The sequence below is a fragment of the Acinetobacter sp. 1566109 genome (assembly GCF_000582255.1).
GTDB lineage: Bacteria > Pseudomonadota > Gammaproteobacteria > Pseudomonadales > Moraxellaceae > Acinetobacter > Acinetobacter nosocomialis.
In genome coordinates this window covers 42,967-59,985 of the sequence record NZ_JEYB01000011.1, presented here as the reverse complement: position 1 = coordinate 59,985, position 17,019 = coordinate 42,967, and the positions used below count along the sequence as shown (strand labels likewise).

Annotated in this window: 12 protein-coding genes; 4 read left to right on the top strand and 8 right to left on the bottom strand. The window is 40.4% G+C overall.

All coding sequences use genetic code 11. The annotated features are described in order from the left end of the window. Positions 1-64: 64 nt before the first annotated feature. From ligA to J582_RS11045, 5 genes are all read right to left on the bottom strand, one after another. On the bottom strand, positions 65-2,101 hold the full coding sequence (ligA, locus tag J582_RS11065) for an NAD-dependent DNA ligase LigA (RefSeq protein ID WP_032047870.1): 2,037 nt from the start codon (positions 2,099-2,101) through the stop codon (positions 65-67). A gap of 94 nt (positions 2,102-2,195) precedes the next feature. Continuing rightward, on the bottom strand, positions 2,196-3,230 hold the full coding sequence (locus tag J582_RS11060; RefSeq protein ID WP_032047869.1) for a cell division protein ZipA C-terminal FtsZ-binding domain-containing protein: 1,035 nt from the start codon (positions 3,228-3,230) through the stop codon (positions 2,196-2,198). 1 nt (position 3,231) lies between these two features. Next, complete coding sequence (gene smc, locus J582_RS11055; protein ID WP_032047868.1) at positions 3,232-6,681, bottom strand: chromosome segregation protein SMC; 3,450 nt, start codon at positions 6,679-6,681, stop codon at positions 3,232-3,234. A gap of 10 nt (positions 6,682-6,691) precedes the next feature. Beyond that, on the bottom strand, positions 6,692-7,387 hold the full coding sequence (locus tag J582_RS11050; protein ID WP_022575884.1) for a GntR family transcriptional regulator: 696 nt from the start codon (positions 7,385-7,387) through the stop codon (positions 6,692-6,694). 249 nt (positions 7,388-7,636) lie between these two features. Continuing rightward, positions 7,637-8,440 (bottom strand): sulfite exporter TauE/SafE family protein, encoded by an 804-nt coding sequence (locus J582_RS11045; RefSeq protein ID WP_004710335.1) that lies wholly within the window; start codon positions 8,438-8,440, stop codon positions 7,637-7,639. Between the two features lie 30 nt (positions 8,441-8,470). Between J582_RS11045 and J582_RS11040 the strand changes: the two genes are divergently transcribed. Both J582_RS11040 and J582_RS11035 read left to right on the top strand, forming a co-directional pair. Then, entirely contained in the window at positions 8,471-9,223 is a 753-nt protein-coding gene (locus J582_RS11040; protein ID WP_032047867.1) for a biotin--[acetyl-CoA-carboxylase] ligase, read from the top strand. A gap of 15 nt (positions 9,224-9,238) precedes the next feature. Beyond that, on the top strand, positions 9,239-9,973 hold the full coding sequence (locus J582_RS11035; protein ID WP_032047866.1) for a pantothenate kinase: 735 nt from the start codon (positions 9,239-9,241) through the stop codon (positions 9,971-9,973). Positions 9,974-10,022: 49 nt separating this feature from the next. Here the strand turns inward: J582_RS11035 and ffh are convergent, their stop codons facing one another. Continuing rightward, complete coding sequence (gene ffh, locus J582_RS11030; RefSeq protein WP_022575887.1) at positions 10,023-11,432, bottom strand: signal recognition particle protein; 1,410 nt, start codon at positions 11,430-11,432, stop codon at positions 10,023-10,025. Between the two features lie 140 nt (positions 11,433-11,572). Between ffh and J582_RS11025 the strand changes: the two genes are divergently transcribed. Next, entirely contained in the window at positions 11,573-12,382 is an 810-nt protein-coding gene (locus J582_RS11025; protein WP_000624644.1) for a cytochrome C assembly family protein, read from the top strand. A gap of 84 nt (positions 12,383-12,466) precedes the next feature. Beyond that, positions 12,467-13,411, top strand: a complete 945-nt coding sequence (locus tag J582_RS11020) for a tRNA dihydrouridine synthase (protein WP_032047865.1) — start codon at positions 12,467-12,469, stop codon at positions 13,409-13,411. A 77-nt stretch (positions 13,412-13,488) separates the two neighbouring features. On the opposite strand, the gene J582_RS11015 is transcribed toward J582_RS11020, so the two are convergent. Further along, the gene (locus J582_RS11015; RefSeq protein WP_031982382.1) at positions 13,489-14,442 is read right to left on the bottom strand and encodes a DUF6160 family protein; all 954 of its coding nucleotides are present in this window, start codon (positions 14,440-14,442) and stop codon (positions 13,489-13,491) included. Between the two features lie 159 nt (positions 14,443-14,601). After that, positions 14,602-17,013: a DUF6160 family protein gene (locus J582_RS11010; protein WP_032047864.1), complete on the bottom strand. Its 2,412-nt coding sequence runs from the start codon at positions 17,011-17,013 to the stop codon at positions 14,602-14,604. Positions 17,014-17,019 lie beyond the last annotated feature (6 nt).

Genomic DNA, 17,019 nt, shown 5'->3' with positions numbered 1-17,019 from the left:
TGGCATAAACCATCAATTTATAAATTTGTAACTAAAATCAATGGTTCTTATTTCGCTAAGTCTTTTAGCTCAAAGTCTGCCCATAACTCGCCATGAGTGATAAGAAATCTGTTTCATTCATGACAGGAATACCTAATTTCGCAGCTTTTTCTAATTTTGAACCGGCCTTTTCACCTGCAACCACACACTTCGTTTTGCTTGATACGCTACCGCTTACGCGCGCCCCTAATGCTTGTAGCATTTGAGTGGCCTGATCACGGGTTATTTGCTCTAATGTGCCTGTAAGTACCCAGCTTTCACCATTTAAGGGTTGGCGTGTTGGTGCAGTTGGCGCATCCCAATGAATACCCGCGGCAATTAAACGATCGAGCACTTCAATGTTATGCGGTGCCAAGAAAAAGTCAGCAATCCACTCTGCTGTAATATCCCCTACATCCGGGGTTTTCTTTAAAGCTTCTACATTCGCAGCTTTAAGGGCCTCAAGCGTTTGGAAGGTATTTGCTAACATTCTAGCCGTTGTTTCACCTACTCCACGAATACCTAAGGCATAAATAAAACGTGCTAGAGTTGTTTTCTTACTTGCTTCGATCGCATCTATTAAGTTCTGTACTGACTTTTCTCCCATTTTTTCAATGCCCAACAGTGTTTCTCTGTGTTCATGCAAATGGTAAATATCAGCCACATCTTTAAGTAAATCGAGACGTAATAAAGATTCTACCCAACGATCTCCCAAGCCCTCGATATCCATCGCTTTACGCGATACGAAGTGGCGAATGGCTTCAATACGCTGTGCAGCACAATATAAACCGCCTGAACAACGTGCGAGAGCCTCACCTTCAGGCATCACTACAGGAGATGCACATACTGGGCAAGACTCTGGTAAATGAACAACTTCTGCTTCAACAGGACGGAACTCTGGCCAAACTTTTTCTACTTTAGGAATTACGTCACCCGTACGGTAAACACTTACAGTATCTCCAACGCGTACATCTAGACGGTGAATTTCTCCAATATTATGCAAAGTCACGTTAGAGACAGTCACACCACCCACAAAAACAGGGTTTAAGCGTGCTACAGGCGTTAAAGTCCCTGTACGCCCTACTTGCCAGTCAATTTGCTCAACAGTCGTAAGAGCGGCTTGTGCAGGGAATTTATAAGCGGTTGCCCAGCGTGGTTCTCGGCTTAAGAAACCAAGCTGCTGTTGTTGTTTTAAGTCATCGACCTTTACGACCATGCCATCAATTTCAACTTGGAGGCTTGGACGTTCTTGCTGAATTTGCTCATAACGCTGCTGTACTTCTTGAATTGAATTACACAAGTACTGACGCTCAGCAATTTGGAATCCAAGTTCCGTTAACCATTGCAAGCTATCATGCATAGTTGTGAGACCATGATTTGGTTCACATTGTGCAATTCCATACGCGTAAAATGCCAAAGGTCGGCCAGCAGCAATATTTGGATCAAGTTGTCTTAAACTTCCTGCGGCTGCGTTTCGAGGGTTAGCGAAGGTTTTTTCCCCTTTTGCTTCCTGATCGGCATTCAGTTTTTCAAAACCAGACTTAGGCATGAGTACTTCGCCCCGTACTTCAAGTAGACGAGGTATTTCATATTTTTCTGAATGCAGAACTTTAGGTAAGTTACGAATGGTTTTAACGTTTTGAGTAATATCTTCGCCAGTTTCACCATCCCCACGAGTTACACCACGAACCAGTACGCCATTTTCATACCATAGTGAAATCGCAAGACCATCGAGTTTTAACTCAACTTCATATTGTACTTTCTGGTTTGGTAGTCGCTCTTCTACACGGCGTGCAAATGCAAATAAATCTTCTTGGTTAAATACGTTACCAAGTGAAAGCATTGGCACCACATGCGTCACACTCTCAAATTTTGAAAGCGCTTGACCACCTACTTTCGTAGTTGGTGAATCGGTTTGTACAAGTTCCGGATATTGCTCTTCTAAAGCTTTTAACTGATGAAATAAATGATCATATTCACTGTCCGAGATTGTCGGCTGATCCATAACATAGTAGGCATGGTTATGCTTTGCAATCAGTTGAATAAGCTGACGCATCTGTTCGATCACGGAAGTTATTGCCATTATTTTATTCACCATAAAAAAGGGTGGAAATTTCTCCACCCTGAGCTGCGACTAGATATTTTGCAATTATCGCAACCTATACCAAAAATTTAAACTAGGCTGTTGCCTGTGCTGGACGATAATCAATCACATGATGGCGCCAATGTTCTTTTAACTGTGGCGTAAACTCAAGGTTATTTTCATCATACACCTTGCCATCAATTTCACGAGCAATCAGGCCTGCAATACTGGTCATCATGTCAAAGCCTGTCACGGCTTTACTGTTTGGAAGTGCAAGGAAAAATGCCAAGCCTTGAACTTGTTCAGCAGATAAAGTTTCTAAATCGAAACCAGCAGGACCATTATCAGTCATACGAAGTACAGAGAACATGAGTGCACTTGGTTCATCTGTATTTTCATAACGATGGAAACAAGACATTTCACCGTAACGTAAACCATATTTTAAAAGTACTTTCAGTGCTTTATCGCCCGATAATGCACGGCGCGGATTTGGATAAACATTTAATGCAATAATCTGTTCAGCCATTGCCAACGCACTTTCGTCGTCAAAACGTTGTTGCTCATGTAGATGTACATCCAGAATATTACTTTCACCTTCAAACTCGGCAATTTCAGCCGTTTCAATATTTGGGTTTAAACTTAATTCTGGCTCAGTTTTCGGTTGCTCTTCTGCAACTTTTTGTTCTGATGAGCTAACAACTTCTGGTTCAGTAGAAACGGTATCAACTAACTCAACTGAACTATTTTCACTTACAGTTGGGCTAACAGTATTTTCTTCAGCTTTAACTTCTACTTCTACTGGCGTATTTTCAACGGGTACTTGTGTCTGGACTATTTGAGCTTGGGAAGCCTGTTCTACTTCTTTTGTTTCCTTTTCTTTTGGCTGTTCCTGCTCGCTTAAAGTTGGTTCCACGCGTTCAGCAACGGCTGCTGACGTAACAGCAACTTCTGGCTGTTCAAGTTGATCTCGCACATGACGAGGGATAACTGGTTGATTACTTTCAGGATTAATATGTAAATCACTGTCTAGCGAGGGTTCAGCATGGTTCGGCTTTTTTAAAATCATTCTTAAGCCAATTAGCATGATAATAATGGCAACAACGATGCCAATAATCGTATTGATTTCCATTCTATGACTCCGAAACTAACCCGTATTCTTTTGCCTGTTCTAAATTGACAGTGACTAATTTTGATGTACCCGGTTCAGGCATGGTTACACCCAACAAGTCAGTTGCCATGGTCATCGCCAGCTTATTATGTGTAATGTAAATGAATTGTACATGTTCAGAAAGCTCTTTTACCAAATTACAATATCTCTGTACATTCGCATCGTCGAGTGGAGCGTCCACTTCATCGAGTACACAAAACGGTGCTGGATTTAACCTGAAAATAGCAAATACTAATGCTAACGCTGTTAACGCTTTTTCTCCACCGGAAAGTAATGCTAGAGAACTGTTTTTCTTACCCGGTGGCCTTGCCATGAGCTTAACCCCAGATTGCCAATCATCTTCCAGACTTAAACTGGCTTCACCACCATTAAAAACTTTTGGAAATAGATTTTGTAACTCTTGATTAATCTGATCAAAAGTCGACATAAACAACTTACGGGTTTCTTGGTCAATGCTCTTCATCGCATCTTTTAACTGAGTTACCGTATTTTCCAAGTCTTGAATTTGGTGGCTCAACTCATCAAAACGCTGAGAAACTTCTTCAAACTCTTGTGAGGCTGCCAAGTTAACCGCACCGATTTTTTCAAACTGCTTTTGTACCTTTTCCAGTTTTTGCTGGTGCTCAGTTAAATCTATTTTCAAGCCCGTTTGAAGCTCAGCATTTAGCTCTTTTAGCTGCTCTTGATAGTGCTCGCGGTCTGATTTAGCTGCTTGCCATGCTAAACGTTTGGCTTCAAGCTGCTCTCTGAGTTTTTCATCTTGCTGTTGGTATTGATGGCGTTGGTCTGTGAGTGTTTGTTGCTTCTCTTGCACACTATTAAGCTCAAGCTGCCATTCATTCCACGTCTTTTGCAACTTCTCGGTTTGAGCAAATTGTTGTTGAAATTCCGACTCAAGGTTTGGTAGCTCTAACTGAATAGGGTCAACAAACTTTTTCGCCTGTTCCATTTGAGCTGCAATTTGTTGATATTGACTCTGCAAGAACGAAATATCTTTTTCAAGCAGCTCGATTTGTTGAGTTGTCTGCGTACTGTTCCGACGTAAAATCTCGCGTTCTTGCTGCTGCTGTTGCAAGACTTGTTGCTGTTCTTCAAGCTGCTCTGTTAATTCTTCTACCCGAAATTGCAAAGTTTTATAGTCAGGTAAAATAGTTTCTAGCTTCATCGCAAGCGCATGCAAATCAATTTCAAGATCGTCTTTTTGCATTGCATCTTCTTCAAGCTGCATGTCTAACTGAGCTAACTGATCTTTCAATTGCTGTTTTTGCAGTAAAAATGCTTGTGCCGCAGTTTGCTGTTTAGCAATTTGCACGTCTAGCTGCTGCAAGTCTTTTTGTTTTTGTTTAATAACCTGTTGTTTCTGCTGTAAGTCAGCTTGGACCTGTGCAAGTTTTTCTTTTTGCTGAACTGTAATTTGATCTAATGCTTGTAGTTCAGGTTGCTGCTTTTGAAGAACTTGTTCAATTTCATCTAGACGAATACGATGACTGAGCATACCTTGTGCACTTTGACTTTCGTCATCATACATAAGAGCAATGACCCAATCCTGCCCAACATGATAACCATCCAAGGTCAAGATAGACTGGCCATGTTGTAGTTGCTTTTGCTCATTTAAAGCATCAGATAAATTTTGCGCAATCGCTACATTTGAAAATATTGAAAGCTGTGGTGACGCAATCCAGTCATTTAAACAGGCCAAATTTCCTTTAAATTTGCTTGTTTGTTCTGACGGTTTTAACTGGCGAGCAATTCCTTCCTGAAAGACTTGTTCGGTTTCAACAATATGTGCCTGCAACCATTTTGCTAAAAACTTTTCAATAATTTGTGCATGTGGCTTGCCCTGCTCCGTTAACTCTAGAGCCTGCATTAAACGTAGCGTATCTTGGTTTTGCTTTGGACTTTGTTTAGCAACAAGTTGGCTTAAGTTTTTCTGCTCAGATAATAAAACCTGTATTTCTGTTTTTAGTGTTTGTTGCTGATTTTTGGTTGTCTGATGTGCTTGTTGAGACTGTTCAATCTGTTGCACATACTGCTCAATTTCAGTCTCTAACGTCGAAATTTCAAGACGTAATTGCTGCTGTAGTTGCTCAAATTCGCCCTGCTCATCTTCATGAACATGCGATTGAATCTGACTTGCTTGATGTTGCAACGTTTCTTTTTGCTGTTCAATCCGTTGAACATTTTTACCTAACTGCTCAATTTGAGCAGACATTTGCATTTTTTGCTGCTGTTGTTTTTCAACCTGAGCTTTTATTTGTTCAAACTGTTGCTGTGCTTGTTTTTGCTGAGATTGTAAATCAGCAAAGTTTTGTTCAGCTTCCGTTGCTGTATGCTCAATTCCAGTTAATGATTCAGTTTGTTCATCTAACTGATTATTCAGTGTTTCAAGTTGCAATTCAGAAAGTTGTAAACGTTCTTTAGTTTGGAATTTTTGCTGTTCTAACTGAACGAGAGTCATACTATTTTGCTGGTATAAACTCTGTTTTTGTTCCAGAGTCATTTTCAGTTCAGATAGTTTTTTCTCAGCTTGTTGCCACTCTTGTTGTAGTGGTGAAGATTGCTGAATAAGTCTCTGAAATAAAGCACTGGTTGCTTCTAAATCATGTTCAATCGTACTTAACTCTGAGCGAACCAATTTAAAAGTTTCGCCCAGTTCATTCATTTGAACTGTATATTCTTCTTGTAAGCGTACGCTTTTATCTGCCTGAAAAGACAAAATTTCAATTTTTAGGGTACGAATCTGACTTTCCAGAGTTTTATATTGAACCGCTGCTTCGGATTGACGTTTAAGCGTCTTAAGCTGCGATTTTAACTCAAGGGCAATATCTTCTAAACGTGAAAGGTTTTGCTCAGTATGTTCAAGATGTTGCAAGGTTTCGCGTCGACGAGCTTGATAGCGTGAAACACCTGCTGCCTCTTCAATAAAGATGCGCATTTCTTCAGGTTTGGCATCAACCAGACGGTTAATCATGCCTTGTTCAATCACTGCATAAGAACGCGGCCCTAACCCTGTTCCTAAGAAAATATCGGTGATATCACGACGGCGGCAACGTGTGCCATTTAAGAAATATTCGGACTTACCTTCACGGGTGACCTGACGGCGAACCGCTAGCTCATTATAGGCATTATATGACCCGCCCAATTTGCCATAGGTATTGTCAAAACGTAGCTCAACACTCGCCACACCCACTGGCTTACGCTTGGAGGTTCCTGTAAAAATAACATCTTGCATGCTACCACCACGTAGCTGACGAGCATTTGACTCACCCATCACCCAACGAATGGCATCAATTACATTTGATTTGCCACAACCATTTGGACCAACCACTGCTGTGCGGTTCGCCTTAAAATTTAAAGTTGTACTATCTGCAAAAGATTTAAAGCCGGAAAGTTTTAAACTGCTTAAACGCATAATGCCCTAACTAGCGGCGTGAGCGTCTTGCCCAAGCCAATTCAATCTGTTTCATTCGTGTCAGCGATTCCAACACAAGGTTACGTAAGTGTCGACAAAAATCTTCCATAAATAAAGCGGCTTGTTGTGATTTTCGGATCAAAATTGCATCAGTCACGAGTTTAAATAATGCAAACGCTTCTTGCAGTTCTCTTTTAGAGGTATTTAGGGTCAAAAAATAACTACGACGTAAAGAAGGTAATAATTCTTTATAAAATTTCATTAGGTAAGGATTACCCACCATATCTTGCTGTTCAGCCAGATATTGGAAAATGGCATCGTAGAATTTTTCGATATCGCCTGCTTTTACATGCTCAAGAAGTTGTTCTAATAAGAGCTGTAATTGATCAGCTTCGTGCGCACGCCATGTTTCACTGATGCGTTGTACAATATGTCCTAATAGCATCACGTTTGTATCAAACAGTGCTTTCACTTGTTGTGCAGACATTTCTGAGACAATTGCGCCCCGACGCGGAAAAATTTCAATTAAATGCGTACGTTCGAGTAATAATAATGCTTCACGAACTGACCCCCTGCTTACATCGAGCTCTTTCGCAATACGAAGCTCTTGTATGCGTTCACCTTCGACCAATTCGCCGCTAATAATCTGTTCGCTAATATATTTGACAATTTGCTCAGAAAGACTCTCTGTCTCTTCGAGATTCATAAATCACCCGCTACTTTTTATATGCATTAATCCATGCTTTTCTTTCGCATCCTTGTTTTTAACTGATCCCATCCATTAAAAACTATGTCATTGTCTGACAATTTTATTGCATTTTAAGCCAACCCGCCCAAAATCCATACAGAAATCGGATGAAAAACTCAGCTTTAGTCTGTTTAAATCTTTAAATAAAAAAAAGCTTAAACTGTGAGAGTCTAAGCTTGCTTTTCTATATTTTTTAATAAAACGTTTTTAATTCATAAAACCTTTATAAATAAAATAACTGCCTACCACGACTAACAAACAAGCAAAGCATTTTTTTAGCATTTGTGGTGACAATGCGTGTGCAACCTTGGCCCCAAGTTTAGCGGTCACAAAACTCATGACACTAATACCAATAAAAGCATAGATGTGCACATACCCAATCGTATTAGGTACAGAAATGTGCTCTTTAGCACCAAACCACATAAAGCCAATTGCACCCGCTACAGCAATAGGTAAACCACAAGCGGCAGAAGTCGCGACTGCTTTTTGCATGACTACACCATGACGGTTTAAATATGGAACAGTTAAGCTACCGCCTCCAATACCAAAAATTGCAGAGGCAATACCAATACCACCACCTGCCATAAACTGCATAGGTGTTGAAGGAAGCTGACGTGTTGGGTCAACAACCACATTTGCGCCTTTAAACATACGATAGGCCATCACAACTGCAAACACACCAATCAGAAGCTGTAAATGCTGACCAGATAAAAGATCGGCAATGCCTGCGCCTAAAAATGAGCCCAGCACAAGACCGGGTGCTAGATTACGAAAAACAGGCCAAAGAACTGCACCTTTTTTATGATGGGCAGAAACAGAACTAAAAGACGTCACAATAATGGTTGCTAAGGAGGTTCCGACTGCAATATGCATGATTACTGCCGGGTCATAGTGCAACTGGGTAAAAACGACATAGAGAATTGGTACAATAATTAGTCCACCGCCAACTCCAAACAATCCGGCAGTAAAACCAGCAATTGCGCCAATGAGTAAATATATGATTAACTCCATAAATGTTTTACCACTCTGCTCATATTCAACATGGATTTAGAGACTCGCCAACTACAACAACTTTTAAGCGCAAAAAACCAGCTTCCAGAAGTGGTTTTATTAAAAGCAACCACAACTTCGACCAATGATGATATTCGTGAAATTGCCCAAAAAGGCATTACAACAGGCTTGGTTTGCAGTGCTCAACAAACTCAAGGGCGAGGTCAACATCAACGGCAGTGGATTTCACCTGAAGGAAACATTTATTTAAGCACATTGGTGCAAACTCGAACACCCTTAGATGGTCGCTTAGCACTTGAAGTTGCTCTAAATATTTTGCAAATCCCGCAGTTGCAAGCTTTGAGCTTACAAGTGAAATGGCCAAATGATTTGTACAGTGTGCATGGGAAATGGGGTGGAATTTTGGTCGAACCACTTTCTCAGCATCAGGCTATTGTAGGCGTAGGGATTAATTTAAAAACACCTCCAGTCACTGATAGTGATCAACCGATCACGTCTCTAGAAGATTTAGGCTTAGAACAAAATAGTCGTCTTGAGTTAATTTCAGAACTCTATGTGGCAATTCAAAATGCAGCTCGCTGGTTTGATCATGGTTGCTACAACTTGGCAGGTCGTTTTAACCATCATGCAGCATGGATTAATCAGTTAGTTCAATTCGAACACAGCCAAGGACTAGTATATGGCCGTTTCGTTGGAATCTCTAATGAGGGTGCAGTCATTCTTGAAACTCCAGAACCACAGCAGTTTTATCAAGGTCGTTTAAGACCACAATCAACTCAGTAATCAGGTATTTTCCCCATGAAAAGTTTATGGCTTGATATCGGAAACACACGTTTAAAATACTGGATTACTGAAAATCAGCAAATTATTGAACATGCAGCTGAGTTACATTTGCAGTCCCCTGCCGATTTATTACTTGGATTAATCCAACACTTTAAGCATCAAGGTCTGCATCGCATTGGAATTTCTTCAGTACTCGATACTGAAAACAACCAGCGTATTCAGCAGATTTTAAAATGGCTTGAAATTCCTGTTGTTTTTGCCAAAGTCCATTCGGAATATGCAGGTTTACAATGTGGCTATGAAGTCCCGAGTCAGCTCGGGATTGACCGCTGGTTACAAGTACTTGCTGTTGCTGAGGAACAAGAAAACTATTGTATTATTGGTTGCGGAACAGCGCTCACGATTGATTTAACCAAGGGCAAACAGCATTTAGGCGGTTATATTCTACCTAATTTGTATTTGCAACGTGACGCACTGATTCAAAATACCAAAGGTATTAAAATTCCAGATTCGGCTTTTGATAATCTAAACCCGGGCAATAACACAGTCGATGCAGTGCATCACGGCATTTTGTTAGGCCTTATTAGTACAATTGAAAGCATCATGCAGCAATCTCCTAAAAAGCTGCTCCTCACAGGTGGAGATGCTCCTCTTTTTGCTAAATTTCTACAGAAGTACCAGCCAACTGTTGAAAAAGATCTTTTGCTTAAAGGGCTACAACAATATATTGCCTATTATCCTAAAGATTAAAATGTGCAGCAAAATAAAAGGCGCTCTAGGCGCCTTTTATTTTATGGTTTTATTTCTTTTGGTCGTTGTTACCAAACAGTGGCCCCATACCGCCGCCACCGCCAAATTGTTTTTGCATATTGCCTAATGAACGCATCATTTTGCTCATACCAGATGGATTCGCAAACTTCTTCATCATTTTAGCCATTTGCGCTTGTTGCTTAATGAGCTTATTCACTTCAGCAACATCCATACCACAACCTGCCGCAATACGTTTTTTACGACTTGGGTTCATCAGGTCTGGGTTACGGCGTTCTTTAACAGTCATTGACTGGATAATTGCTTCCATTTTTTTGACTTGTTTTTCAGGATTCGCTTGCTCAATCGCTTGCTGGATTCCTGCACCGCTCATGCCAGGCAACTTGTCTAAGAAGCCCATCATGCCGCCCATTTTTTTCATTTGCTCAAATTGCATCAGCATATCTTCAAAGTTGAAGCTACCACCTTTTTGCAATTTTTTCGCCATTTTTTCGGCTTTTTCTTTGTCGATTTTACGTTCAACTTCTTCGACTAAAGAAAGTACGTCACCCATACCTAAAATACGTTGAGCAACACGATCCGGATGGAATGGCTCTAAGGCATCAAGCTTTTCGCCCATACCCAAGAACTTGATTGGCTTACCAGTAATAGCACGAACAGAAAGCGCTGCACCACCACGTGCATCACCATCAGTTTTAGTAAGAATCACGCCCGTAAGTGCCAAAGCATCGTTAAATGCTTTAGCAGTATTTGCAGCATCCTGACCTGTCATAGCATCAACCACGAACAGAGTTTCAGTCGGCTTAACTGCTGCATGCAATTCTTTAATTTCGTCCATCATGTCTTCATCGACATGTAAACGACCTGCTGTATCGACAATTAACACATCGGCAAACTGGATTTTTGCCTGCTCAATTGCACGGTTAACGATATCAATAGGCTTTTCAGAAGGATCTGAAGGAATAAAGCCTGCGCCAACTTCTGTTGACACAGTTTCTAACTGTTTAATTGCTGCCGGACGATAAACGTCGGCAGAAACGGTCATTACTTTTTTCTTTTGACGTTCTTTTAAGAAACGTGCCAGCTTGGCAGCAGTTGTAGTTTTACCTGCACCTTGTAAACCAGCAAGCAATACAACCACTGGAGGCTTAGCACTTAAATCCAGTGTTTCATTTGCCTCACCCATCATCTTGGTGAGTTCGTCATAGACAATTTTTACAAATGCCTGGCCTGGAGATAACTGGGTCATCACTTCTTGGCCCAATGCCTCTTCCTTAACTTTCGCGATAAATTCACGAGTTACAGGTAACGCGACATCGGCTTCAAGAAGAGCCATACGTACTTCACGTAAGGTATCTTTAATATTGTCTTCGGTCAGCTGCCCTGAGCCAGTAACATTTCTTAAACTCTGCGTGAGTCGTTCTGTTAAGGTATCAAACATTGCAAAATCCGCTTAAAATGGCTAGTTGCAAAAAAATCTTTCTCGAAATAGAAAATTTATGCATAGAATGCTATAGGATACTTTAGTTCGCAGCGAATTTATATCTTATCTAGATGAATTAATCCTGAAAAAGGTTTGACATGATTAGCCTCCCCTTGGTTTACACAATTTTGGCACTCATCGCATATACCACTTCTTTCTGGTATCTGTTCATACGTTTAATGTCAAAACGTGAACCAAACCCATGGTTATTTGCTCTTGTTACGACCTTGGCACTGCTACTGCACGGCACAGTTTTATGCCATGCAATGCTCACGCCTTTAGGAATTAACTATGATGTTTTTAATTTAGTCTCTTTTACATCATGGCTTATGTTGTTGTTAAGTTTAATTTTTAGTACTTTTCGTCCGATTGTACCTTTAAACTTATTAGGCATTCCTGTAGCGGCTATTGGTCTTATTTTAGGTTTTGCATTTAGTAAACCAAATCAGTTTATTGAGCAGCACTCATTAGGCTTAGATACGCATATTATTCTTTCACTTTCGGCCTATGCGGTTCTACTCATGGCAACCATACATGCAATCTTGATATGGTTCCAAAACCGTGAACTCAAAAAGAAACAAAAAAAACGCTTCTGGGTCAATTTACTCCCGCCCATTCAGGCCATGGAGTCCTTGTTATTTGACTTAATCATTACCGGTTTTATTTTATTAACCATTGCTCTGGCGTTTGGTTTCTTAACTGTTGATAGTTTCTTTGCTCAGCATCTCGCTCATAAAACCGTATTTAGTATTATTTCATGGATTATTTATGGCTCATTACTCATTGGCCATTACAAACTCGGATGGCGTGGTCAAAAAGCGATTCGTTTTACCCTAATTGGTTTTGCCCTTTTAGCGATCGGCTTTATTGGCAGTAAATTTGTGCTTGAGATGATATTGGGCCGATAAAACAATTAAAATTTCAGCACTACTAGACAGCGTTATACATATCCCGTATAACGCTGTTTTTGTTTTGCTCAGGTGACGCAGACTGTGAAACTCATACTCGCTCCAATGGAAGGTTTAACTGACCCGATCATGCGGGATACACTCACATCTGTTGGTCACTTCGACTGGTGTGTAACCGAGTTTATTCGCGTTACAGACAGTATTTTGCCAGACCACATTTACTATAGCTTTTGCCCTGAACTTAAAAATGATGGTAAAACAGCTGCTGGAACACCTGTGCATATTCAGTTCTTAGGGAACAACCCAGATATGCTGGCTGCAAATGCAGCAAAAGTGGTTGAACTAGGTGCTCCAGCGATCGACCTTAATTTTGGTTGTCCAGCCAAAACAGTTAATCGTCATAGAGGTGGTTCGGTACTTCTTGATGAACCAGACGTGGTACATATGCTCATTAAAGCAGTCCGTGATGCTGTACCAGCGCATATTCCTGTATCAGCAAAAATGCGTTTGGGTTATCTCGATGAAAACCACACCATGGAAAATGCCCATGCGGTCGAAGATGCTGGCGCAAGCTGGTTAACAGTACATGCGCGAACGAAAGCAGATGGCTATACGCCACCAGCTTATTGGGAAAAAATTCTACCGATTAAAGAAGCTTTAAAAATTAATGTGATTGCTAACGGAGAAATTTGGACAAATGCCGATGCTAAAGCCTGCCAACAACAATCTGGTTGTGAAGATTTAATGATTGGCCGTGGTGCTGTGACGACTCCAGATTTAACACAATGCATTCGTAATAATATGGATGAGGCATTATTTAGTTGGGAGCAACTGGTTGACTTACAAATTCGGTTTTTAAATGGTCAAGCAAAAACAGAAATTGGTATGGTTGGTCGTTATAAGCAATGGCTAGGTATGATGACCAAAGCCTACCCTCAAGCCAAAGAACTGTGGGACCAAGTTAAACGTATTAAAGCTTTAGATGAAATTGTTCAAAAGTTAGAACAAACCAGTTCATCACATAACTAATTACTTAAAATTTATAAAAGAGGGCGGTTGTTTAGACAATCACCCTCTTTTTTGTATTTCAGGTTCAGTGATTATTTTTAAAACCCGCTTACTTTCATTTTAAAGTCGGTTACCGAAGCACCCGTGACTCCAAAACTCCCCATAGACCCATTAGGTAAATTATTAAAGGTTGTTGGACTTTGTATTCCCGCATTTCCTAAAGTTATATTGTTAAGCGACGCATCAAATTTACTAGAGACACCTGTATTGCCAAAAGTTAGCCCTGTTGGGTCAACTCCAGCATAAAACCCATCAAGAACAAATCCTGTAGATGAATTTGTTCCCGCAAATTTAAATCCAAAATTCGCACCGGTATTATCAGACACTAAAGTAATTGGACAACCAGATGCAGCAGAACAAATCGATTGAATAGCTCCACCAAATTTGACCATGACAGACTGGGCAGCATGACCCAATTGAATGTTTAAACGGGGCTTATTGGTCTGTACAAAGTTAATATCCAAATTTCCGGTAGAGCGAATAAGTTCTTTCACTCCTGTATTTACCGTGGTTCCCGAGCTAAAAATTGATTTGGGTGCATAACTAGTCACCGCATAATCCGAAGGACTAGAAACTGATGTATTAGGCGCTAAATAAACTGAAAATGGTGTAAGCCGAATACCATTGACGTCACTTCCCATTGTGACAGCCAAGTTCACAAAAGGCTTACCTGCACCTGCATCGGTATCTATAGCAATATTGAAAGACGGATTGGTCGATACAGCTGCTTTAATAAATTCTATACTTGGAACAGGATTAGTAGAGTTCCCCGCAATGACGAGACCAGCTTTGCTGTTGTAAGACGTAGACGCAATACCATTGGTATCAATCAAGGCGACTTGATTAAATTTAACTTTATCGGCCTGAATGCCTAGCGTTAAACCATTTTGACCCGTCGTTGCTGAAAGACTTTGGTCGTCTAAAGGCTGCATCGCAAAAACACTTGAACTACTGGCAAATAATAACCAGCAGGCTATATTTTTATTTTTCATGTTGCTCTAATCCTTAAGAGACAAACGTTTATTATTTGTTCAGATTATCAGAATAATAGATGAGTACAAAACAATTATCCCTATAACCCGACGAATGCAAATCCAATCACATTCAAAAATTAAATTTTAAAAAAGTGGCGATATCGCCACTTTTATTTATTAGTTAAAAGCACCATTTCTCGGCACAATGCTAAAGTTACTATTTAAACGTCCACCAGTAATTGCAAGTTCACCTAAACGTGCGCCTGCCCCTGTTGAAGGTGGATAGAAATTAATATCTTTAACACGTAAAGCACCATCAATATTCTTATCAGGGTTAAAGTACACTGCGGTATTTACACCCACTTTGCCTAGTCCGCTCGCACTGTCTTTTCCAACAACTAATGCTGTGTTGAACGCAAGCTTTCCAGTCACGTTCTCCAGACCAATTGCAGAGCCATCAATCGGGTCACTAATTTGAACTGAGTTTCCGGTTGCTGTGGCAGGCATTGTAAAATCACCCAAAACGGTGAGCGCACTACCATCGGCAATTGAACTGTTTGGCACTATTGATAAATTAAGATCTCCGCCTAAACGCAGCTTTAAACCAAATAAAACATCGTTATTTCGAGTAAAGTTATCAATTGGTGAGGTACAAGATCCTGTTGCTGGACAAGATTTATATTTAGCCCCAGGTAAATAACCCGCTGCAATTTCAGTTGATAAGGCAAGTAACATATCTTTTAAACCGATATTTAAACTGCCATTTTCTAAACCGATAGTGCCATTACCTTTTAAGAACATATCGATATTACGTAAGCCCATATAGTAGTCGGTAGGATTACCCGCATTATTGGCATTTGGAGAACCATCAATTAATAAAATTGAAGTTGTTTTTGTACCGCCTGAGTCACGTCCTGTTGTGCCAACAGCAACACCAAATCCTAAACGCGAAGTCGTTCCCGAGGTACCTACAACATTCTGAACAGGTCTACCATTAGCATCTTTTGTATAGTAAAAAGCACTATTCGCTGGTGCATCTACCCCATAAACTGCGGCATTGGCATTTAAGTTATAAAAAGGTAACGCCAAGCCCCATTGGTTACTTAAGCCATTATCTGCAAATTGATTAGCTGCAGCGACATTGGCACTGGTAGTAAAGCGACCACGTCTAGAAAATGCCTGAAACTCTGCTCCACGCATCGCAAGAATTAGACTAAATGGATTAGTCACCGTATCCCGGTGAATATTATGTTGATAATCGGCAGCAGTTGTTAAAGTACCAGATCCTAAACGAATTGCATTTAACGTTGCGTTATTCGGCATTAATAAGGTTTTTGTATCAGCAAGATTTAAATAAATATTTCCGCTATCAAAGTAACCACGTGTAGCTGAGTTCAGCCCAGTTAAATTACCAAACTCAAAACCATAAGCATTCAGCCCAGCCCCACCAATTTCTAAAGTCGTGGCTTTGCCATCGGCGCCTAGCATAGAATCGTTATCTTTAGTGAACTCACCTTTCATACGAAAGGTAATTCCAGTATTACCCAAAATACTATTACTTGAGGTAGTGCCTGAAGCAGTATTTGCTGTACCTAAGATTGCCGTGTCCGAAGAGCCATCCATACCACGGACTTGTAAATAACTATTTACCATACGTCCGCTTGCGCCTACACGAATTAAACCTTTTGAATTTTGCGGTGTATTCGTAGCATCCAGCCCATAAGGATTGGTTTTATCTACATTAGAACTGAGCATTACTTCAATGTTTAGACCTGAATTAGTCACTTTGCCATTGCTATCAACATAAGTACCTGCAGTTAAACCCGAAGCTGAGTCTGCCACCCGATTAAAGTCGACATAGCCATATGTACTATTTGGTGTTTGTCCTATAGCAGCCACATTTGACCCAGTATTAGTTTGTAAAACTAAGCCACGGATAGGGTCAATAAACATGACACCTTTACCCACAAAATTAAAGTTAAAATTCTTTAAAATTAGTTGGTTGAGTTGACTACGAGCATCTAACTGTCCTAAATAAATATTTGCGTTATTTATACCCAATGTCATATTTGACTGGCTATTTGGACTAAACAGGCCATCTTGAGTAGTCAATGCTAAATTTAAAGGTGAAGTTGTTTGGATAGCCAACTGCCCTAATGTAGGTGAGCATGTAGCAGAATTATTACAAACTTTAACGCTATTTACCGTAATGAGGGATGGACTACTTTGCATAGAAAAATCAACACCAGCTTTACCTGTAGTCGTATTACTCCCCACATCTAAACGGTAGTTCGTTCCTAAAGCTTGTGTAGAGGCATTACTTTTTTGTATTTTTACACCGCTCGCTTGAGCTCTTAAAACCTGATCAGCACTTGTTGGCGTGCCCGCATGATCATCCCAATAAGCATTATCAACATTAATTTCGTTGAAAGTCGTTTGAATTGAGATCCCATCTTGACCATTGACTGCACTCAGATCGGCATCGGTTAACGCTTCTAAAGCAAAAACTTGTCCACTCACTAACAACATGCTGGCTGTTAATGTATTTAAAATAAACTTTGAGCCGTGACTTTCTTTATTTTTGTTCATCACTTC

What these genes read in the sequence shown, in the direction of transcription:
- ligA (WP_032047870.1), bottom strand. Translation starts at nt 2,101, where the DNA reads ATGGCAATAACTTCCGTGATCGAACAGATGCGTCAGCTTATTCAACTG.
- J582_RS11015 (WP_031982382.1), bottom strand. Translation starts at nt 14,442, where the DNA reads ATGAAAAATAAAAATATAGCCTGCTGGTTATTATTTGCCAGTAGTTCA.
- J582_RS11050 (WP_022575884.1), bottom strand. Translation starts at nt 7,387, where the DNA reads ATGAATCTCGAAGAGACAGAGAGTCTTTCTGAGCAAATTGTCAAATAT.
- J582_RS11010 (WP_032047864.1), bottom strand. Translation starts at nt 17,013, where the DNA reads ATGAACAAAAATAAAGAAAGTCACGGCTCAAAGTTTATTTTAAATACA.
- ffh (WP_022575887.1), bottom strand. Translation starts at nt 11,432, where the DNA reads ATGTTTGATACCTTAACAGAACGACTCACGCAGAGTTTAAGAAATGTT.
- J582_RS11045 (WP_004710335.1), bottom strand. Translation starts at nt 8,440, where the DNA reads ATGGAGTTAATCATATATTTACTCATTGGCGCAATTGCTGGTTTTACT.
- J582_RS11035 (WP_032047866.1), top strand. Translation starts at nt 9,239, where the DNA reads ATGAAAAGTTTATGGCTTGATATCGGAAACACACGTTTAAAATACTGG.
- J582_RS11060 (WP_032047869.1), bottom strand. Translation starts at nt 3,230, where the DNA reads ATGGAAATCAATACGATTATTGGCATCGTTGTTGCCATTATTATCATG.
- smc (WP_032047868.1), bottom strand. Translation starts at nt 6,681, where the DNA reads ATGCGTTTAAGCAGTTTAAAACTTTCCGGCTTTAAATCTTTTGCAGAT.
- J582_RS11040 (WP_032047867.1), top strand. Translation starts at nt 8,471, where the DNA reads ATGGATTTAGAGACTCGCCAACTACAACAACTTTTAAGCGCAAAAAAC.
- J582_RS11025 (WP_000624644.1), top strand. Translation starts at nt 11,573, where the DNA reads ATGATTAGCCTCCCCTTGGTTTACACAATTTTGGCACTCATCGCATAT.